This window comes from Sediminibacillus massiliensis (genome assembly GCF_900156915.1).
Classification (GTDB): domain Bacteria; phylum Bacillota; class Bacilli; order Bacillales; family Amphibacillaceae; genus Sediminibacillus_A; species Sediminibacillus_A massiliensis.
The window spans coordinates 1,381,771-1,401,870 of sequence record NZ_LT732535.1 but is presented as its reverse complement, the minus strand read 5'-3'; the positions used below and the strand labels follow the sequence as shown (position 1 = coordinate 1,401,870).

Annotated in this window: 26 protein-coding genes; 21 read left to right on the top strand and 5 right to left on the bottom strand. The window is 39.7% G+C overall.

Annotation, left to right across the window (positions count from 1 at the left end):
* Positions 1-13 precede the first annotated feature (13 nt).
* From CZ434_RS22035 to CZ434_RS07795, 8 genes are all read left to right on the top strand, one after another.
* Positions 14-166: a hypothetical protein gene (locus CZ434_RS22035; protein WP_179107206.1), complete on the top strand. Its 153-nt coding sequence runs from the start codon at positions 14-16 to the stop codon at positions 164-166.
* 17 nt (positions 167-183) lie between these two features.
* Complete coding sequence (locus CZ434_RS07825; protein WP_077622615.1) at positions 184-744, top strand: hypothetical protein; 561 nt, start codon at positions 184-186, stop codon at positions 742-744.
* A 50-nt stretch (positions 745-794) separates the two neighbouring features.
* The gene (locus CZ434_RS07820; protein WP_077622614.1) at positions 795-1,922 is read left to right on the top strand and encodes an efflux RND transporter periplasmic adaptor subunit; all 1,128 of its coding nucleotides are present in this window, start codon (positions 795-797) and stop codon (positions 1,920-1,922) included.
* On the top strand, positions 1,915-2,607 hold the full coding sequence (locus tag CZ434_RS07815; RefSeq protein WP_077622613.1) for an ABC transporter ATP-binding protein: 693 nt from the start codon (positions 1,915-1,917) through the stop codon (positions 2,605-2,607). Before CZ434_RS07820 ends, CZ434_RS07815 begins: the two co-directional genes overlap by 8 nt.
* Positions 2,594-3,790, top strand: coding sequence for an ABC transporter permease (locus tag CZ434_RS07810; protein WP_179107205.1), 1,197 nt, complete (start codon positions 2,594-2,596; stop codon positions 3,788-3,790). The genes CZ434_RS07815 and CZ434_RS07810 overlap by 14 nt, the downstream gene beginning before the upstream one ends.
* Before the next feature lie 210 nt (positions 3,791-4,000).
* On the top strand, positions 4,001-4,438 hold the full coding sequence (locus CZ434_RS07805; RefSeq protein WP_077622611.1) for an Rrf2 family transcriptional regulator: 438 nt from the start codon (positions 4,001-4,003) through the stop codon (positions 4,436-4,438).
* Positions 4,439-4,507: 69 nt separating this feature from the next.
* Positions 4,508-5,407, top strand: coding sequence for an NAD(P)/FAD-dependent oxidoreductase (locus CZ434_RS07800; RefSeq protein WP_077622610.1), 900 nt, complete (start codon positions 4,508-4,510; stop codon positions 5,405-5,407).
* Positions 5,408-5,481: 74 nt separating this feature from the next.
* Positions 5,482-6,057, top strand: coding sequence for a class I SAM-dependent methyltransferase (locus CZ434_RS07795; RefSeq protein WP_077622609.1), 576 nt, complete (start codon positions 5,482-5,484; stop codon positions 6,055-6,057).
* Between the two features lie 153 nt (positions 6,058-6,210).
* On the opposite strand, the gene CZ434_RS07790 is transcribed toward CZ434_RS07795, so the two are convergent.
* Positions 6,211-6,936, bottom strand: a complete 726-nt coding sequence (locus tag CZ434_RS07790) for an MOSC domain-containing protein (RefSeq protein ID WP_077622608.1) — start codon at positions 6,934-6,936, stop codon at positions 6,211-6,213.
* A gap of 165 nt (positions 6,937-7,101) precedes the next feature.
* Complete coding sequence (locus CZ434_RS07785) at positions 7,102-7,935, bottom strand: aldo/keto reductase (RefSeq protein WP_077622607.1); 834 nt, start codon at positions 7,933-7,935, stop codon at positions 7,102-7,104.
* Between the two features lie 345 nt (positions 7,936-8,280).
* Between CZ434_RS07785 and CZ434_RS07780 the strand changes: the two genes are divergently transcribed.
* The 4 genes from CZ434_RS07780 (at position 8,281) to CZ434_RS07765 (ending at position 12,255) form a co-directional block, all read left to right on the top strand.
* Positions 8,281-9,381 carry a TDT family transporter gene (locus CZ434_RS07780; protein WP_077622606.1) on the top strand — a complete coding sequence of 367 codons (1,101 nt, stop codon included), beginning with the start codon at positions 8,281-8,283 and terminating at the stop codon, positions 9,379-9,381.
* 201 nt (positions 9,382-9,582) lie between these two features.
* Positions 9,583-9,951, top strand: a complete 369-nt coding sequence (locus CZ434_RS07775) for an iron chaperone (protein ID WP_077622605.1) — start codon at positions 9,583-9,585, stop codon at positions 9,949-9,951.
* 237 nt (positions 9,952-10,188) lie between these two features.
* A complete protein-coding gene (locus CZ434_RS07770; protein WP_077622604.1) occupies positions 10,189-10,935 on the top strand; it encodes an SDR family NAD(P)-dependent oxidoreductase in 747 nt (248 codons plus the stop codon).
* 405 nt (positions 10,936-11,340) lie between these two features.
* Positions 11,341-12,255, top strand: coding sequence for a glycine betaine ABC transporter substrate-binding protein (locus tag CZ434_RS07765; RefSeq protein ID WP_077622603.1), 915 nt, complete (start codon positions 11,341-11,343; stop codon positions 12,253-12,255).
* 97 nt (positions 12,256-12,352) lie between these two features.
* Here the strand turns inward: CZ434_RS07765 and CZ434_RS07760 are convergent, their stop codons facing one another.
* Genes CZ434_RS07760 through CZ434_RS07750 form a run of 3 tightly spaced genes read right to left on the bottom strand, consistent with a single transcriptional unit; the run spans position 12,353 to position 13,919 of the window.
* The gene (locus tag CZ434_RS07760) at positions 12,353-13,180 is read right to left on the bottom strand and encodes a DUF817 domain-containing protein (protein ID WP_077622602.1); all 828 of its coding nucleotides are present in this window, start codon (positions 13,178-13,180) and stop codon (positions 12,353-12,355) included.
* Between the two features lie 27 nt (positions 13,181-13,207).
* Entirely contained in the window at positions 13,208-13,426 is a 219-nt protein-coding gene (locus tag CZ434_RS07755; RefSeq protein ID WP_077622601.1) for a helix-turn-helix domain-containing protein, read from the bottom strand.
* Positions 13,427-13,436: 10 nt separating this feature from the next.
* Positions 13,437-13,919, bottom strand: coding sequence for a DUF2975 domain-containing protein (locus tag CZ434_RS07750; protein ID WP_077622600.1), 483 nt, complete (start codon positions 13,917-13,919; stop codon positions 13,437-13,439).
* Positions 13,920-14,106: 187 nt separating this feature from the next.
* Here CZ434_RS07750 and CZ434_RS07745 point away from each other — a divergent pair, with 187 nt between their 5' ends.
* The 9 genes from CZ434_RS07745 to CZ434_RS07705 all read left to right on the top strand — a co-directional run bounded on the left by CZ434_RS07745 (position 14,107) and on the right by CZ434_RS07705 (position 19,587).
* Positions 14,107-14,619: a VOC family protein gene (locus tag CZ434_RS07745; RefSeq protein WP_077622599.1), complete on the top strand. Its 513-nt coding sequence runs from the start codon at positions 14,107-14,109 to the stop codon at positions 14,617-14,619.
* Positions 14,620-14,694: 75 nt separating this feature from the next.
* Complete coding sequence (locus tag CZ434_RS07740; protein ID WP_077622598.1) at positions 14,695-15,267, top strand: hypothetical protein; 573 nt, start codon at positions 14,695-14,697, stop codon at positions 15,265-15,267.
* Positions 15,268-15,372: 105 nt separating this feature from the next.
* Complete coding sequence (locus CZ434_RS07735) at positions 15,373-16,206, top strand: SPL family radical SAM protein (protein WP_077622597.1); 834 nt, start codon at positions 15,373-15,375, stop codon at positions 16,204-16,206.
* Positions 16,207-16,403: 197 nt separating this feature from the next.
* Positions 16,404-16,826 (top strand): alpha/beta hydrolase family protein, encoded by a 423-nt coding sequence (locus CZ434_RS07730; RefSeq protein ID WP_077622596.1) that lies wholly within the window; start codon positions 16,404-16,406, stop codon positions 16,824-16,826.
* 228 nt (positions 16,827-17,054) lie between these two features.
* Entirely contained in the window at positions 17,055-17,354 is a 300-nt protein-coding gene (locus tag CZ434_RS07725) for an alpha/beta hydrolase (protein ID WP_077622595.1), read from the top strand.
* A 108-nt stretch (positions 17,355-17,462) separates the two neighbouring features.
* The gene (locus CZ434_RS07720) at positions 17,463-18,152 is read left to right on the top strand and encodes an aspartate/glutamate racemase family protein (protein ID WP_077625113.1); all 690 of its coding nucleotides are present in this window, start codon (positions 17,463-17,465) and stop codon (positions 18,150-18,152) included.
* Between the two features lie 189 nt (positions 18,153-18,341).
* Positions 18,342-18,938, top strand: a complete 597-nt coding sequence (locus tag CZ434_RS07715) for a TetR/AcrR family transcriptional regulator (RefSeq protein WP_077622594.1) — start codon at positions 18,342-18,344, stop codon at positions 18,936-18,938.
* A complete protein-coding gene (locus CZ434_RS07710) occupies positions 18,935-19,276 on the top strand; it encodes a DMT family transporter (RefSeq protein ID WP_077622593.1) in 342 nt (113 codons plus the stop codon). The genes CZ434_RS07715 and CZ434_RS07710 overlap by 4 nt, the downstream gene beginning before the upstream one ends.
* Positions 19,276-19,587, top strand: coding sequence for a DMT family transporter (locus CZ434_RS07705; RefSeq protein ID WP_077622592.1), 312 nt, complete (start codon positions 19,276-19,278; stop codon positions 19,585-19,587). The genes CZ434_RS07710 and CZ434_RS07705 overlap by 1 nt, the downstream gene beginning before the upstream one ends.
* Positions 19,588-20,100: the final 513 nt, after the last annotated feature.

Below are 20,100 nucleotides of genomic sequence, written 5' to 3'. Positions count from 1 at the left end.
AGGATGAGAATGTATGAATAGAAAAGCGAGTTTGATTTCAACAGGAAGTTTTGTGATTGGTGCTGTATTGGCATTTTTTACTTCTTATAAATTAGTCGGATTAGTATTTATATTCATCAGTATAGGAATCACAGCGACACAGTTAGTCCAGGTGATGAAGAAATAATCAAAAGGAAGAGATAGGTGTCTAAATTGGAAAATATCAATCTAAAAAGCAGGATAGGCTTAAATTTCTGTATCACTGTGTTCATGTTTCTGCTCTTTCAAATAAGTATATTCCCTTATTTGTCTTGGCTGTCCAAACAATCAGTGGAAAGCATTTCTTCGCAAACTGTAACTACACTTGTTTTATTTATATTCGGCATGAATCTATTTGCTATTATCATTAGCTTGTTATTCACGGGGTTGGTTGCATACTTTTTTGGTGTGATTTTTGATGCAAATGCCAGTAAGGCGATGTTTATATACATAGTTAGTGCTTCAAATCTAGTCGTGTATTTTATTAATTTACCATTAGCTGTAGCTAACTTTTTTAATCAATCACCCAATCAAGTTGTCTTGCTAAACGAGCCAATTTTGCTATTTCTCAACCCTTTAATTTACTTATCACTGTATGTGTTCTATAAGTTACTTAAAAAACACACCATGCTTTCCCAAAAGATTATTATTGCGTATTGCTTTTTCTTCTTTGTAATGAAGTTAGCAGGGATTTTCGTTTCACAAATGCAGTTGGCATTTATTTAACCGTAGTCTTTATTTTGGATACTATCTATTTGTAAAGTGAGTGAACTTTTTTGAAGAAACAACTAGTAATAGGTATCGTTGTTTTTTGGGTTGTTGTTTGGATTGGAGGCATCCTTTATTTTCAAGTGAGCAGTGGAGAAGAACGTTCAGTAGATGTCGTGACGATTCAACAAGAGGAACTGACAACAAATCTATTAATCCCTGGAAAACTACGATTAAGCGAGGTTCAAACGGTACACTATAACCCGAATAAAGGTGAAAAATTTGAGTATAGTGTCGATGATGGATCGAAAGTTAAAAAAGATGATGTTTTGGTTACATACAAAAACAACGATCTAGCATATGAGAAAGAACAAAACCAAAATGCTATTAATTCCCAGTATCTTGAAATAAACCGTCTTCAAGAGCAAATAAACGTAGTAGAGAAGAAGATTGAAAAAGCTGGCGAGGAAGAACATTCAGAAAACATAATAATAAATGATCTTCGTGAGGAAAAGAACCAATACATACATCAGAAGAAACTAGCAAATATAGATTTGAATCAAAGTTTAATAGAGAAAGATAGGATAGAAGGTAAGATGGAAGATCTTCACGTAAAGAGTAAGATAGACGGTGTCGTGATGACATATACTGATTTGGACGTCTCGCGAATAGGCAGTGAAACACCTATATTACGTGTATTCAATCCTGATCATTTGGAAGCCGTCGCTTACCTTTCTGAGTACGATGTTCCAAAGGTGAAGGAAGGACAGAATGTTTCATTAAATGCTGAGGCTTTTGAGGGGGAAGAATGGGAAGGAACCATATCGAAAGTGGATTTGTTTCCAACAGAAGGAGAAAATATCGGTAATAGCGAAAAACAAACTGTCGAATACCGTGCTGTTGTAGATATGGAATCAGTGGAGCTAAATCTCCGGCCAGGATTTAATTTGAATTTAGAAATTGATACGGGTGCTATACAAGCAGATACTATACCAATTTCTTCCGTAATGTTCGATGAAGATCAAAGCTATGTTTATATAGTCATGGAAGATAAATTACAGAGAAAAAACGTAGAAACCGGAATAACGTCAGATAACCGGATTGAAATCAAAGAAGGTTTGAAGCAAAGTGATCAAATCATTGAAAATCCAACAGACGAAATGTTCGAAGGTATGGACGTGGTTGTGAATGATTGAGATAAATGACATGTATAAGCATTATTATATCGAGGAAGAAAAAGTGCCTGTTCTGGATAATATCAATCTTTCTATAGAAAAAGGCGGCTTCTATTCGATTACAGGCCCCTCGGGCTCAGGAAAATCCAGTTTGCTTAATATCATTGGATGTTTGGATAGACCATCTGAGGGTGAAATTTCTTTTAACACCCGGAATATCACGAAATACACAACAAAAGAGTTGGCGATAATAAGAAACAAGTACATAGGCTTTGTATTTCAACAGTTTCATCTACTGCCTAGAATTAGTGTCAAAAAAAACGTAGAACTTCCTTTGATTTATGCTGGTCTCGACAGACGAAGCAGAAAGGAAAAAATGGAAGAGGTCCTAGAAAAAGTGGGTTTACTAGACAAAATGAATAACCTGCCGAATACACTTTCCGGCGGTCAAAAACAACGTGTGGCGATTGCTCGGGCTTTAATTAACGATCCAGAGTTTTTGCTGGCGGACGAACCGACCGGATCCCTAGATATGAAAACCAGTGATTCCATCATGAGGATTTTTTTGGAACTAAATAAAGAAGGAACGACCATTTTAATGGTAACACATGAGTCGCATATCGCCGCCTTTGCCGATGAAAATATATATATTTATGATGGACGGATTTCTGATAGAAAAGGAAAAGTTAGAGATGAACCTTACTGAAAATTTGTTAATGGCAATAACATCCCTGAAAACGAACAAGCTTCGTTCCTTCTTGTCGATGATTGGTATTATTATCGGTGTATCTTCCGTTATTGTAGTTATGTCGATTGGTAGGGGTGGGGAAAAGTTAATCACAGATAATTTGATTGGCAGTGCATCCACCATTGATATCATCTATCAGCCTTCAGAGGATGAAATGGGAGAAGAGTATTTCTCTCAGACTCAGTCTCATTTTGATGAAACTGATATCGATATGTTGGAGAAAATACCACACGTCATTAACGTTATTACCTCGAGTACAGACTCAACCACCATCAATTATAAAGGCCGGATGGACATGTTGCCGGTTAAGGGAATTAATCAGACATATCTAGCATCGAAGGATATTCAATTGGATAGTGGTAGTCATTTTTCTGCAATTGATTTTGTTCAAGGGCGGAGAATTGGTTATATAGATTATTCGATTAAAGAAAAGTTATTCGAACAAGGAACAAACCCTATTGGAGAAGTCATCCGGGTGAACGGTCAACCAATTGAAATAGTCGGTTTAATAGAAAAATCTGATGGATTATTTGCATCGGACAATAACCAGGTTGTGCTGCCAGCTAAAACCTGGAAGAATATTTTTAACAATGAAGAGTTTACAGAATTGTCCTTGCAAGTCGATAATGTTAATCAAATTTCTATTGTCGGTAACCATGCCACAACCCTACTTAATGATACTCATAATGTAAATGGCACCTTTGAAATAATTAATTTAGAAAGAATTTCTGATGGAATAAGTAGTATAACACGTATATTATCCCTAGTTGTCAGTAGTATTGCCGGAATATCTTTATTAGTGGGCGGTATAGGCATTATGAACATCATGCTGGTTTCAGTCACAGAAAGGACGAAAGAAATTGGTTTACGTAAAGCCATTGGGGCTTCGAGAACACAAATATTAACTCAATTCTTGATAGAATCTGTCGCTATAACTTTAATTGGCGGTTCGATTGGGGTGCTAGTTGGGTGGGGGATAACTTCCATCATCTCTGTGTTAGGGATATTACCAGCAGCTGTTTCATGGGTTACCGTAACAGTATTATTAATCCTATCTATGTTTATCGGTATTTTGTTTGGAATCGTGCCGGCAGCAAAGGCTTCTAAATTAAATCCTATCGAAGCTTTAAGATATGAATAACTTTTATGATGGAAAATAGATCGCTCCGGCAGGCAGCTGTTGTGCGTAAGCAACGGCTGTTTTTTTTCGAACAAAAGAAAAGAAATTCATGGTAATAAAAAAATCGTTTTGAATAAAATGCGGTTGTGATACCTTGCATTTGATTTCGATTTATATTATTGTTGATTACAGACATTAAAGGTCTATAATATATTTATGAGGAGATCAGCATTGAAATATTCCAAAGCGACAAATTATGCCTTGCACACAATGGTCTATCTAACATTGGCACCGAAGGGAAAATCGGTTGGTGTGGATCAGTTAGCAGAAGTTCAGCATCTTTCATCCACATACCTGTCGAAAATATTGACGAAACTCGTCAAAGCAGGTTTGATCGAATCAACTCCTGGTGTGAAGGGTGGATACAGTATTGTCAATCGACGCCAAATATCTTTCCTGGATGTCATTCATGCGATTGAAGGGCAGACATCTTTATTTCATTGTTCATTAGAGCATGAAGGCGCACATAATGAAGATTGTTTGATTGAAAATGTCATGAATGAAGCTGAACGGAAAATGATGGACGAACTAGCCAACAGGTTTATTGTCGACATTGCAAAAGAAGTTGAAGCAGCCAAAAAGAAAAAAGACGGTAATCACTCACAGTAATTTTTTTGTCTGGATTATAGATATTAAGAATCTCTAATGGATGTGATAATGATCGAAAGGAGCCGTTACATGTTATTAGACTGTATTATAGTAGGTGGAGGACCAGCAGGATTAAATGCATCACTCGTTCTTGGCAGAGCAAGAAAGAATATAATCCTATTTGATGAAGATAAACCGAGAAATGGGGTCACACACGAATCTCATGGGTTTATTACAAGGGATGGTACCACACCATCAGAATTCAAAAGAATCGGAAAACAAGAATTGGCAAAATACCCAACCATAGCTATTAAAAATGAAAAAGTGGAAGATGTGAAGAAAGAAAATGATTCATTCCTTATTCATACAGAAGGAGGGGATGTTTACCGCTCAAAGAAGATTATCCTGGCAACAGGTTTGAAAGATGTTCTTCCGAATATAAAAGGTATTGAAGAGTTTTATGGAAAAAGCCTGTTCAGCTGCCCGTTTTGTGATGGGTGGGAATGGAAGGATCAGGCATTGGCAGTAATTACGGAAAATGAGCGTGCTTTTCACCTGGCAAAACTAGTATCCAATTGGAGCAGGAATCTGGTAATCTGTACGAATGGGAAAAAGGTTCTCTCGAATGAGGAAAAAGAAGTGCTGAATAATAAGCAGATCACGATCATGGAAGATAGAATAGCTGCTTTACAAGGTAACAATGGACAATTAGAGAAGATTCTTTTTAATAATGGCAAAGAATTATTAAGAAACGGAGGATTTGTAACGGCTGACTTAGTGCAAGCTACGTCCCTGCCGGAAAAGTTGGGGTGCAGATTCAACGCAATCGGTGGAATCGATACAGATGACTTTGGCAGAACAAATATAGAAGGAGTATATGCATGCGGGGACAACTCCCTTATAGCACCAGCTCAATTGATTATTGCTGCCAGCGAGGGGAGCAGAGCTGCTATCGGCATGATGAGCGAATTCGTTGAGGAGGACTTTTAGTTGCCATTATATTTTTATACTAATTAAAGACATTATATATCTTTAATATCTAATTTTAAAAAAGGAGTAAAATGATGAATCACGATTCTAATGATAAGAAACATCTAGCTAAGGTAGTCGAATATCTGGACAACCCTGAAAAGAGAGGGGGGCTGCCGCCAGAGCAGCTCCTCGATATGGTGCCAATAAATAAAAAAGACACCATTTTGGACTTGGGTGCAGGAACAGGTTATATGACCATTCCAGCAGCAAAACTGGTGGATGGTCTTGTTTATGCCCTGGATAAAGAACCTGAAATGTTACAAATCATAGCTTCCAAGGCCCGGCAAGAAGGCATGGAAAATATCAAAACGATGGAAGGCGATATGGAAGAGATACCGCTGTCCGACAATACAATCGACGTTGTAATCGCTTCGTTGGTTTTGCACGAGGCAAAAGATGTATCTCAAGTTCTTCAGCAAACAAAACGAGTGTTAAAAAGTGACGGGAAATTCATATGTATAGAGTTAGAAAAGGAAACCGACGCTTCTAATAAACATCCGAGAATTCATTCATCTTTCATGGAGAAGGAAATGAATGCAGCTGGGTTCAAAATAATGGAGAAACACCCTGCTTCAGATGGTATATATATTTTGCTTGCGGAGAAGTAAGCAAGTTTGTCCAGTTTCATTAAATGAATTAGCAGTCCAATTGGTGATTGGGCTGCTAATTTTTGTGAATAAAGTCAGTGCTGATTAGCTGCAAAATAAATCCGCGGAATCTGAGAAACGCCCAGTCACTTTCTGGCTTTCCTTCTAAATCGCTCAATCGAGAAGATGAACTTCATCATCAACCCGAATGTCGCCGGTTTTGATTACAGAGGCATAAACGCCGAAATTGTTTTTTCTTTCTTTTATCAGTGTTTTATGTAGACTTGGGTCTCTTTCTGCATTATCCGGATCTACCGTGATAATCATGCATCTTTTGCAATGCCCTACTAACTCGAGCTCTACTTGACTTCCTATTTTTAAACGTCTGCCAATCCAGTCTTCTTCTATAAACGGTTGTTTATCTTTTAGGGCGATAAATAAATTTGGGCGGAAACGACGGAAATCAAGTTTCTCTTTTCCCCACAATTTCTGCATTTGCTCTAAGGAAGCGTCCGTAACAAGCAGGATGTTTTCTACTGCAATTGGTCCAATAGGTACATGGGAAGGAGAATAGTTAACAGTAGATATTTTGCGATTCGATTTATTTTGCAATTCTTTGATTAAAGCTTGGTCTTCCCAATCGAAAACCTGCCCTTCAGGCGTTGTTACCTGTATTTCCGGGTACTTTTCCAACGAGTCTTTTCCTGTAAAACTTGCTTGATAACGAACCATTTCCGGGAATTGGGTTATCGTCAGGAAATCATCTTTTGCTTCATCTAAATAAGCATGGCTGCGGTCACCGTATAAGCCATAGTCCATTATTTTCGATTCTTGCACGAATTCTCCATCAAAAGATTTAATAGGATGCCGTACAATTTCCTTCATGTGTCCGACCAACATTTCGACCCCTCCTATAGAATTGTTCATCTGCTTAATAGTATAACAAAGAGGTCTCTAGAATTCTGCACGGAAAGTCATCGTATGTTCCATATCAAAAGAAAGCATTAGAAACAAAACAGACCAAATCAAATGCGATTTGGTCTGTTCTTGTATACATCTTGCCCTTTAAAAGTCGAATTCATCTGGGTGCGGTCCACTGCGAAGATTGCTGTTTAAAGCGTCTAACCGGGCCATCTCCTCATCAGTTAGCGAGAAGTCATACAGGTTGATGTTCTCTTTGATACGCGAAGGTGTCATTGATTTCGGAATGGTGATTACACCATGCTGCAAGTCCCAGCGGAGAATGATTTGTGCCGCTGATTTCCTATGGTCCGCTGCAATCTCTAAAACCGTCACATTATTTAAGAGCTCTGCATTCATGAGAGGGGACCAGGCTTCCACTTGAATATTGTGTTCCCTGCAAAAATCTCTTACTTGTTCTTGTGTCAACTTGGGATGGAACTCGATTTGATTGATGACAGGGGTGATTTCTGTATTGTTTAAAAGATCCTCTAAGTGATGCACTTGAAAATTGCTGACACCGATGGACTTAACCCGGCCTTCTTTATAGAGAAGTTCCAGCGCTTTCCATGGCTCAAGATATTTATTTTTTCCCGGCCAGTGGATTAAATAAAGATCAAGGTAGTCTAGCCCCATTTTTTCAAGTGTTTGTTCGTATTCCTTGATTGTTTCTTCATAGGATAAATTATCGTTCCACAATTTAGAGGTGACGAATAGATCTTCCCTTGTCACAATCCCCTCTTCAATCGCATGGCGGATACCGGTTCCAACACTTTTTTCATTACCGTAAATAGCTGCAGTATCGATACTTCTATATCCGGAACGAATCGCTGTTACTACTGCTTCTTCCAAAGCGTTCCCTTCCTCAACACGAAATACACCATATCCAATTTCAGGCATTTTCATCCCGTTGTTAAGTTGGATCTTTTTAATTCCCATCATTTATTCTCCTTTAATATTGCTTTTGTTGATAAGACCGGTCGGCCGACTTATGTCTTGTGGAATCATAATAAAGTAAAGGCAGATGGTTGAATAGTAGGCACTTTTAAGTTTCATAGGCACTTTTTAGTAATATTTAGTTGTAACAAGTCATGGAGAATATGATCTAAATGAAAGGAGGTTTGCCTATTATATCTGCGTGGTGGGCAAAGCTGCTGAGCAAAAATGGGGGGTTAGCGATTATAGGGGGGGATGACGATCAACAGGGCTAAGAAGCCGGGCTGAACAGAAATTTGCTTTCCGGTGTTATAATGATACTTGACTACTTTTTTGACGGTGATAAGCGTGTTATATATATTATTGTTAGTTTCTGCTTATATTTTTTTGCTTGGTTTTCAACTTCTAAACAAAATGTGGATAAAAACATCTACGATGGCTGTGGTTATGGCGATAGGTATTGTAACCCAAGGGGTTATGCTTAACTATTTTGGCCCAAACGGTATTGGGATATATGGAAAAATCTTAAGTATCATCAACTTAGCGCTGTGGATGTCCTTTGCAACTTCCTTTTTCATGACGTCTGTCCGAAAAAAGTTCAGACAATTTCACTTTAGTGATATTATCAACCGATTTGGGATGGGGACATGGATTGCCGGTACATCTATTTGCGGGATTTTAATTCACAGACAGTTCTTTGGGTGGGCTTTTGTAGTTGAAGTGCTATTATATGTGAATTTTGTCCTCTGGCTGGTTTACCTCTGTGTATGTATGATTTCTATTCGCGATATTTATAAGTATGATTTAATGGAAAAGGTGAATGGTATTATTTTGTTAACGACTGTCAGCACCCAATCACTGGTTTTGTTAATGAATACTGTGTATGCAGAGACTCCTGAATTCATAAACATTTCCATGATCGCTATTGGAGTGTGTTTTTATTTCATGGCAGCTTTTTTGGTAACAAAACGCCATATAAGAAGCAGAGCTTCCTTTTCCGTCGATGAGGACTGGAACAATACCAATTGTATTTTACATGGGGCTTTGTCCATTACCGGGCTGGCTTGTTTGTTTTCAACGAATGTAAATGAACAAATAATCCTTTGTATATGGATTTGTGCATTCACTGTTTTCATATTGGTAGAATTAGTAGAAATCTACAGATTGATTATTCGTATCAGGAATCATGGCATTAGAATGGGAATATTGGTTTATGATGTCTCCCAATGGAGCAGAATATTTACTTTCGGGATGTTTTATACTTTTTCCTTTATTCTTGATTCCCAATTTGTTTTTCAACAAGTCGTTCAAAATATCATCGTTAATAGCGGCCTCTGGTTTATTCTTGTTTTGACGGTGATGGAAATAATGCTAAGTTTGAAATTTTCTTTTACAACATGGAAGATGAATATAGTGGATAAAAGGAAACTGAACGAATATCACAGTTAGTCCGTTTTTGCTTATGTACAATATATAGGACAGGAAGGAGACCAAATCTATGTGATTTGGTCTCTAATCATACTTACTTTCCGTTTTGACTAACCGGATTGGAAAATATATAGTTGATATAAATTAAGATTTACAACGTGGTTGGAGTATCTCAAAAGACTACCTCTGAGCGAAAGATATCTTATTTTGGGAGGGTACTGTATGGAAGTCTTTGCAGAATATTTGGCAGGCGTTGATAACCCGGATCATCGTGACAGAGCACAGGAGATTTTCTCTTGGATTCTTGATAAATTCCCCCACTTAGAACCAGTAATCAAATGGAATACACCAATGTTCACCGACCATGGCACGTTTATTATCGGCATTGATACAGCGAAGCATCATATGAGCTTTGCACCGGAAGAAGCAGCCATGGCTATATTTGCCGACGATATTTCAAAAGCAGGTTACAGTTCTACAAAAGGTTTGTTTCGAATCCGTTGGAGTGAGCCGGTGAATTATGAATTGCTGGAGAAAGTAATTGAATTTAATATACAGGATAAAGTGGACTATACAAAGTTTTGGCGCTAATAAAAGTTAGGCGTGACTATTCTTGGCTTGTCTTTAACTGTAAAATCCGATGGTTTATTAAAATTAAGACACCGACAATGGTCACACTTATCCCGCTTAGTTTGAAAACAAGGTATTTTACTATACATATCTATTCTTTAACGAAGGATGGAATTCCTTTTTAAAAGAATGACTTCATTCCATAAAACCGAAGATCCACATGCATGTTTAAAGCTTATAAAACGAAGGAGCAATATAATGCCAGATTTAAAAGAACAAGTCGTCTTAGTTACTGGTGCCAACCGCGGGCAAGGAAAGGCTATTGCACAGCATCTTGCTGCATTAGGGGCTAAGATAGGAGTAGGGGCCAGGAGTTACACCTCGGCTGAAGAAGTAGCGAAAACGATTGGTGAAGAGCAAGCAATTCCAGTTCAGCTGGATGTCACAAGTGAATCGGAGTGGAAGTCAGCAGTCGACAAAGTGGTTAATAAGTTCAATAAGATTGATGTTTTAGTGAATAATGCTGGGAGTTTAAAACGAGAAAAGTTCACAGAAATAACGCTCGATGATTATCAGCATTTGATTCAAGTTAATCAACTAGGAGTATTTATGGGGATGCAGGCAGTGATTCCACATATGGAAAAGCAACAAAAAGGATCTATTGTGAATAATGTCTCGATATCTGCTTTTGCTCCAATTAGCAGGTCTTCTGCTTATGCAGCGACAAAAGCTGCGGTGGTTGCTATGTCAAAGGCTGCAGCTATTGAACTAGGCCCGAAAGGAATCCGGGTGAATATAGTCCATCCTGGTGGAATCGAAACAGAGATGGCAACCCAGAATGAGGGTGTTCCTGCTTATTACGATTCCGTACCACTAGGGCGTATTGGGCAGCCGATCGAAATTGCCAAAGCTATAGCATTTCTTTCCTCTGACGAAAGCTCTTATTGTACAGGCATGGAAATGGTCGTTGATGGCGGGATGACGTTGGGGACACCCGATGAGTAAATAATAATGATGAATAGCCATAGATCGGCGGTAGTAGAATTAATTTCTATTACCGCTTTTTTACGTCTAAGTTCTTGTTTAGCGGCAAAATACTATCCACGGATTGAATTCAAACCATCCTCATTAAGTGGAAGTCTTCATTTACGTATGGAAAAATCAAATAGCAAATAGTGACGAAAATTGATGAAAAAGAAAGGATATGAATAAAAAGTTCCGTAAATATTTTATACAGTTTAAACTGTTCGTACTATTTACTTAAAATCGTCTGAATTTAGTGTTTGAACTTTATGCGCAAAAAAAGATATAGTAATAAAGGAAGTCGCGAACAGGCCTTTGACGGAATAGGAAACGGAACAAATAAAAAAATAGAATAGCAATAGTGAATTTGAAGGAGTGTCCAAAGATATGTTTAATTTCAAGTGGAAAAGATTAGGAGCTGCTGCTGGATTATCTTTAGCCCTCGTAGCAGCTGGCTGTGGTCAAGATGAGGGTGATGACAGTGGAGATGGCGAATCGGCTGCAAGTATCGGTGAAGCCACAGAATACACCATCACAGGTATTGAGCCTGGTGCCGGAATTGCCCAGGCAACTGATAATGCAGTAACGGAATATGAAAACCTTGAAGGTTGGGAACACGAAAAATCATCTACGGCTGCTATGTTGACAGCGTTGGGTGATGCGATTGACAATGAAGAACCGATAGTCGTTACTGGGTGGTCTCCCCACTACATGTTTGCTCAATGGGACTTGAAATACTTAGAAGATCCAAAAGGCGTTTATGGTGGCGAAGAATCCATTAAAACCATTGCAAGAAAAGGTTTAGAAGAAGAAATGCCTGAGGCTTATACAATTCTTGACAGGTTCCAGTGGGAATCATCTGACATGGAATCGGTTATGCTTTCTGCACAGGAAATGGAATTTGAAGAGGCCGCCCAACAGTGGGTGGATGAGAATGAGGACACAATTGCAGAGTGGACGGAAGGAGTAGCCTCCGTAGAGGGAGAATCAATTGAATTAGCTCTGACACCTTGGGATACAGAACGTGCTTCAGCCAATGTGGCCAAAATTGTATTGGAAGAACAAGGGTACGACGTTAAGCTTACACCGGTTGATCCATCCGTCGTGTTTGAAGCGATTGCCTCTGGGGATGCCGACGCTTCCCTTGCTCCATGGATGCCGGCAACCCATGGTGATTTCTATAAAAAGTATGAAGAAGACTTTGTGGATTTAGGAGAAAACCTAAAAGGTGCCAAGATCGGATTAGTTGTACCGACTTACATGGATATCGAATCCATTGAAGATCTTGAACCGGCAGAATAAAAGAATAATTAAAAAATACTCTCCTTCAGATTGTCTGAAAGGGGAGTATTTTTTATTATTGTTTGTATGATACACTGTAACACTGCCATGTACAGATCTAGATTTGACTGTATTTATTGCCATCCTCAGATAGTCCAGTAACTGTATTTGAATCTCTCTTCATATAGCTTCCCTGCTTAACCCTCTTTAATGTCGCCACTATAAGGAAACTGACAATTACCAGTAGCAGCCATGAACTCACTTTTCCCAAGTGTACGAGACTCCAGGCATCGGATTGGTTCGGATATTCCCATGCTCCCAAAAATGTCGCGATATTTTCGGCTATCCAAATGAAAAAACCGATCAAGACGAAAGAGAGTGCCAGAGGCATGCGGTAACGGGATTGATTGACCTCATATACCACCCATGAACGCCAAAAGACGAGTATGACAAGTACCGATAAAATCCAACGGACATCCATCCAATAATGATGCGTGAAAAAGTTCAAATAGATAGCAGCTGCCAGAGGCACAACCAGCCAAAACGGCGGCCAGTTGATGAGGTCAACTTTCAACCTTCTCCATGCCTGGCAGAGATAACTCGCTACACTTGCATACATGAAGCCACTATACAATGGCACCCCGAGAATTTTTGAATATCCTGCTTCCGGATAAGCCCAGGAGCCCATATGCACCTTGAAAAGTTCCAGAGCAAGACCGATAAGGTGGAACAAGGTGATCACCTTCAATTCATCCCTGGTTTCCAGTCCAGATTGCAGCATAACCCACTGCATCAGCAGGCAGATAAGGAGCAGCCAGTCATATCGTGGAAGGAAGGGGAGCGGAATGATTTGCGTAACAGCTAAAGAGGCAAAAATGACGACAGGGAACAAACACGACAGAGCCTGCTCCCAACCAAAATGAATGAGTTGTTTTATGGCTCTCATGATTGGTGCCTCCCAAGATTATTTCGCTTATTGCGTGTCTTCATCACTTCGGTATTCCAGAATATCACCGGGCTGGCAGTCTAACGCTTTACATATTGCCTCTAATGTAGATATCCGGATTGCCTTAGCTTTTCCATTTTTCAATATGGAAAGGTTGGCCATCGTTATTCCGACCCTTTCCGAAAGTTCTGTCACGCTCATTTTCCTTTTTGCCAGCATCACATCAATATTGATTATTATGGGCATAGTTATCACCTCAGACCGTTAAGTCATTTTCTGATTTTATTTCGATTGCATCTTCCAGAAGTTTCTGTAGAACAGCGGCAAAGACCGCAATGACCATTGATGCAAGTATGAGGACCATTCCAATGAGGATGATACCCGGTGCGTCATCCCTCTCCGCCACAAGGTAAAAGAGTGGCATGCCGATGACAAATAAGCCGCTGATGGTTATGGCACAATATTTTATAGTCTTCAACGCTTTTACTGAGGCTTCCGAGAACGCTTTGTTCTTGTCGATATAAGTTAAAAGAATAAAAGCTTGATATAGAGCAAAGTAAAAGGGGATGGCCGCAGCATACAAATCGATGTAAACAAGATATTTCAGGTAAGCATTATCCGGATATAATTCTGCTGCGAAGTTCCCGATCTCAGGTACCACGAATATGCACAAAGCGAGAATGGGGAGGCCGATCAGAATAACTGCTAATTTTAAAAACAATGTTGTTCCTTTTTTCATGAAAAGCACCTCACTTATTTATTGTCATATTGAGTTTAATATATTTTTTATCGTTTTACAATAAATAATTAGTGAATGTAGTGATGTTTTTATTGAGGGAACATTTTCCTCTTAATAAACTGTGACAGGATTAAACAGGAAGGAATCCGGAAAGAGTGTTATAGACGATATAAGAGGAGGAGAAATTATGACACGAGGAATAGAGCATGCAGGTATTACGGTACCGGACATCGATCAAGCTACAGATTTCTTTCAAAAAGCATTTGGGGCAGAGATCTGTTATGACGTACTGACTCCGGACCAGTCTTCCCAAAAAGGGGTGAAAGCTGAGCATCACCTTGGTTTGCCTGAGGGAGCGGAGATTTACCACATACGTCTGCTTCGCCTCGGAAATAGCAGCAACATCGAACTGTTTCAAATCGGCAAGGCTGAACAGACAGAACCGGTCCAGCTGCCTGGGTACGGATTGACCCATCTTGCGTTGTATGTGGATGACATAGGTTCTGCCACGGAAAAATTCCAGACAGCGGGAGGATGTTTGTTGTCCGAACCTTTCCCATTGCCCGGAGTTGAATCTGGTCCAAGAAATGTTACGGTTTATGGACAGGCGCCCTGGGGTATGTTGCTGGAGTTGATCAGCTATCCGGATGGGGTGGATTATCCGGAAGACAGCAGGAAGAGGTGGACTCCAGGAGAGTAGGGTACTAGATTAAATGTATTCGGTATTTTTTTGTATAATAGTAGAAAGAGATTATTCCGGGAAGCGGGGAAACAAATGGCCATTAACTATAGACAATGCCCGAATTGTGGATCGGGAAATGTCCAGAAAATTATTTACGGGATGCCGAATACGGAGATCTTCCAAAGAGCGGAAGGTCAAATAAAGCTTAGCGGATGCAGCATTTTGGAAAACGGGCCGGAATATTACTGTGTGGAATGCGAACAAGAGTGGAATAAGGAACAAGCCATTGAAGCGGCATATGCCAGGATAAAAGGGGTAAAGGCTTCGGTGGGGGGATTTTTCGGTGGCCATTCCCATGTAGAAATAGAGTTCACTTCAGGAACAGTGACCTGGGAGCATTATGAGCAGGGAGAGAAGGTCGATTCCGATAAGAAGACGGTAAAAGAAAATGCTATGCAAAATTTCAAGAATGACTTGAAAAAAGTACAGCTTTTGGATTGGCGGGCTGATTATCCTAATCCAGGTATAATGGATGGCACCCAGTGGGAAGTGGAGCTTGTTAGAGATGGAAAGAACCTGAAAAAGCACGGAGATAATCAATTTCCGGATGAATGGGAAGATTTTAACAAGGCGGTCAGGCGGGTTACCGGGAGAGACTTCTTGTAAACTGGGTTTCTTGGCCATTGACTGTTGACTAGGTTGCAAGATATAGTGGTATGGCTTAGCAGAAAGGCTGTTCAGGAAAGATATGGAAAGGGGGCGGGATTAGTTATGGAGATTTCCATACAAGAAACAATTGCAAGGAATATATTGACAGAAGCAAAGGGATATCTGGATGTTGGTTTTACCCATTCCTTGAATCCATATAGTGGTTGTGGCTTTTCCTGCCGATATTGTTATGTGAGAGAAATGCCCATTCAAAGATTCAAAGAGATTCCTTGGGGAGAATGGGTAACTATTAAGAAAAATGCCGCTGAAAGTTACCGTAAAGAAATAGAGAAACTTCGGAAGAAAGCCAAGTCGGTGAACATCTTCATGTCTTCTGCCACAGATCCCTATCAACCAATTGAACGTAAAGCGGAAATAACGAGAGAACTGCTGGAGGAAATGATTATCAATCCTCCTGATTTTCTCCAAGTACAAACACGCGGACCGCTCATTACAAGGGATATCGACTTGCTGCTCAAATTAAAAGAGAAATGCAAGGTCATAGTATCTGTGACAATCGAAACAGATAGGGAAGATATCAAGAGAGTGTTTGCTCCCTATGCTCCCGGAATCAAATTACGATTAAAAGCTTTGAAGGAAGTACATGATGCGGGGATAACGACCCAAGCCTCCATTTCTCCCGTTTTACCATTTACCCCTGATTTTCCAAAAACATTGGCAGGCATAGTCGATCACATCTGGATAGACACTTTGAGTATTGGAGACGGAGCAATGGGGAAACGATCAGAAAGACTAGGAATGCCGGCGCTTTTTCAAGAAAATGGTTTAGAAAAATGGTATCAGCATAATTTGCATATAAAAGTAAAAAAATATTTTAATAAATTCTTTCCCGGTGAAATGGTGAGAGTGTCGAAGAAAGAAGCCTTTCCGCAATAATAAACTACCTATTTTCTTCCCGAAATCGGTAGTTTTTTTCGGATTTAGTTTCAATCGGGGCATCAGCCTTCATTTATAAAGATTAATGGATGACAAATCTAGCTGAGAGGGTAAAATAAGGCTAAGCAGCATTAAGTCACGACTTCTAATCGAGGAGAGTTTGATGATCCGAAAATGGAACAAAAAGGGGATCAAGGATGGATTTTAACCAAGAATTTTTTTTTGAATCACTTTATCGGAAAACGGTAGCAGATCAAAAACGTTTTGTTGATAACCCGGAAGCGAAAAAATATATTCGACAGGGGCTTTCTGAATCTCTTGGTGATTTCCCCGAGGTTGGCGGAGAAGTGAAAAACGTTCAGCCAATCCTGTTGCAACGACAAGAATTGGACAGTTTTGTGCGTGAAAGGATAGCATTCCAGACGGCGGAAGATTTGTGGGTCCCTGTTTATGTATTAACGCCAAAAGACGAGCAAGACACACACCCGGCAGTTCTGGCTTTACATGGACATGGATATGGCAGCCGGGCAATCGTAGGTTTGACAGAACATGACCTGGAAGACCACGGGACAACCGGAGGCCACCAGCATTTTGGCGTTCAACTCGTGGAACGGGGGTGAAGGTAATTGCCCCGGAATTAATCGGGTTCGGGGACAGGATGCTGTCCCGTGACAAACAGAATGACATGCCCTGTTCGTGCGAATTAATGGCCGTTCAATTATTAATGAGCGGACGCACTTTGGCTGGACTACGAATATTTGAAACTATGAGAGTTCTTGATTTAATCGATACATATTCAGATGCGCAAAAAGACAGTACAGGAATCATGGGTTTTTCAGGAGGGGGGCATGGTCGCCGCCTTTACAGCAGCCCTTGATGAAAGAGTCAAAGCAACGGTTCTGAGCGGTTTTACCAATACGTTCAAAGGAAGCATTATGGCCATGCATCACTGTATCGATAACTATTTACCCGGCATCTTGAGATATGCCGAACTTCCCGACATTATCGGACTTATTGCGCCAAGGCCTTTATTTGTTGAAGCTGGTGAAGAGGATCCGATTTTTCCAGTGGAACATGTACGAACAGCACTATCCCGCTTGAAAAAAATTTATCAGGACTGGGACGGGAAAGGCATGGCTTGCTTGTGATATTTTTCCAGGGAAACATGAAGTAAGCGGCAGGAAGTCTTATGATTGGTTACGTGATAATTTAAGGTGATGCAGGGATGGGTATTTGCAAATTCGGGGGGGATGTTTGTGAAAACGATTGGACTTATAGGAGGAATGAGTTGGGAGTCTTCTTTAGAGTATTATCGGATTATTAATGAAGAAGTAAAACGAAGATTAGGTGGGTTACATTCCGCCAAATGTTTGTTATATAGTGTCGATTTTGCCGAGATTGAGCGCTGGCAGGCTGAAGGGGATTGGAAAAGTGCCGGGGAAAGATTAGGAGAAATAGCATCTTCTTTACAAAAAGCAGGCGCGGATTTTATTGTTCTTTGCACGAATACGATGCACAAAGTAGTTGAGTATATTGAAGAAAAGGTGAACATACCTATTTTGCATATTGCTGATGCAACAGCAGATGAAGTTAAAAAGTTTAAGGTAAACACTGTTGGACTACTGGGGACAAAATATACGATGGAACAAGATTATTACAGATCCAAGATAGAATCCCATGGAATCAAAGTCGTGGTACCGAATAAAGAAGAATGGAATAAAGTGAACAGCATTATTTTTGATGAGTTATGTAAGGGACATATTAACCAGTCTTCAAAAGATTATTATAAAAAAGTCATCGAACATCTAGTTGGCAATGGAGCTGATGGAATCATCCTCGGATGCACGGAAATAGGATTATTAGTTAAGCAGGAAGAATCAGCAGTTCCATTGTTCGATACGGCAGCTATTCATGCGATTGAAGCAGTGAATATGGCGTTGGAATAAAATGTTTGCTTAAAGAAAATTCATTGGATAGCGTTTATAGGGTTTTTAAAAGCGATTACAGTTGAAACAGAAAATAGAACTTATTTAAAGAACTTGATTTTCAAGTTCTTTTTTTTGATGCTGGTAAATTTGACAAACAATAATAAAGGTGAGAAAATCTACCCAACCGAACGGTAGGTAGGTGAAATTATGAGTGCTGTCAAAATACGGGATGTTGCTCTTTCGCATTTTGCTAATTATGGGTATGAGGGTGCTTCCTTAAGTGAAATTGCCAAAGAGGCAGGGATTAAGAAACCGACCATTTATTCTCATTACAAGGGGAAGGACGATTTGTTTTTGACCGTTGTCCGATATGTATTCGATGTGGAAAGAAGAAGGATACTTGTGTATTTCCAAACTTCCAAGCATAAATCCATGAAAGCTAAACTTAAGGGTTTTTTTGACTTTATTGAAGAGGGATTCAATCAGTCCAATACGGTGAAATTTTTATTAAGAATGTGTTTTTTTCCACCGTGGAACCTGAAGTTCGAAGTGGCCAAAATAGTGAATGCTTTCATTGAGGGCATGCAGCGTCTTTTAAAGAAGCTGATGCAAAACCACCAAGAAAGTGGAGAATTAAACGGCGTCGATATTCACAACGCATCTCTGGCTTATATCACCTTGATTGATGGTGTGGTAATCGAGCTGCTGTTTACAGGTAAAAATAAATACTTTGAACGTGTGAACGCCTCGTTCCCCATTTATTGGCAAGGAATCACATCGATTGAAAAGGAGAAAGAAAGATGAATAAATATTGGATGTATGTGTTACTCGCCTCCCTTTTTGAAGTGTGTTGGGTGGCAGGTCTGAAACATGCCGGGAACCTGTTAGAATGGAGTTTGACCATACTGGCCATTATCACGACTTTTATTCTCTTACCCGTTTCTGCGAAATACCTTCCCATTGGAACCGTGTATGCTATTTTTGCAGGTCTGGGGACAGCGGGAACCGTAATAGTGGAAATTGTCGTATTTGGAGAGCCTTTCAAACTGTTAAAAGTTCTGTTGATCGGCTTGCTTCTAATTGGGGTGATTGGGTTGAAGAAAGTTTCCGGTGAACCTTCTGAAAGGGAGGGGACAGCCTAATGGCCTGGTCGGCAATTATTATAGCAGGAATCTGTGAAGTATTGGGAGTTATCAATATCAAGAGGTTGGCAATGAAAAAGTGGGATGCATTGGTCTATTGCATCGTCACCTTTGGAGTTAGCCTCGCGCTGCTTTCCTATGCCATGCAAACTCTGCCGATGGGTACGGTGTACGCCATTTGGACAGGTATCGGGACGGTCGGTTCTACTGTGATGGGAATGATCTTATATGATGAACCTAAAGAATGGAAGCGGATTTTGTTCATTTGTATCATTCTTTCATCGGCAGTTGGATTGAAGTTAATCTCGTAGGAGAAGATGCTATTTTCATACAAACAGAACACGCGGGGATTGAACCGGGTGTTCTGTTTGTATTTTTTTGTGTCTAGAATGGGTTTTCCCCTTTTACAAAAGGGATAAAAACAACATAACTAGCCCAAAGGAAAGGCAGCCAAAAGAGTACAGAAGAAAGACGTTGTCTGAATAAGTTATTTTCTGTTTCCATCCTTAAAAACAATCCAAAAATCAAGTTATATAAGACGAAAAGCATATAAGATACGCCGAACCAGTTAACCCATACATTCCCTATAAACAGGATTCCTGAGCCCTCATATAGTGGTTTTAAGATGAAGATTGTAACTAATAAACCTAACGCCAATATCAGAGGGAATTCCATCAGTTTAAATAAACAGTAAACCATTTTTTTCAATAGATCACCTTCAAGTTGGCATTTATTAATTTTCCTTATTTAGGAAAGCTTTAGTAGAGAAGTTCCTAGATATAAAATGAAAACACATATAAAACAATATAAAATTCACAAACATC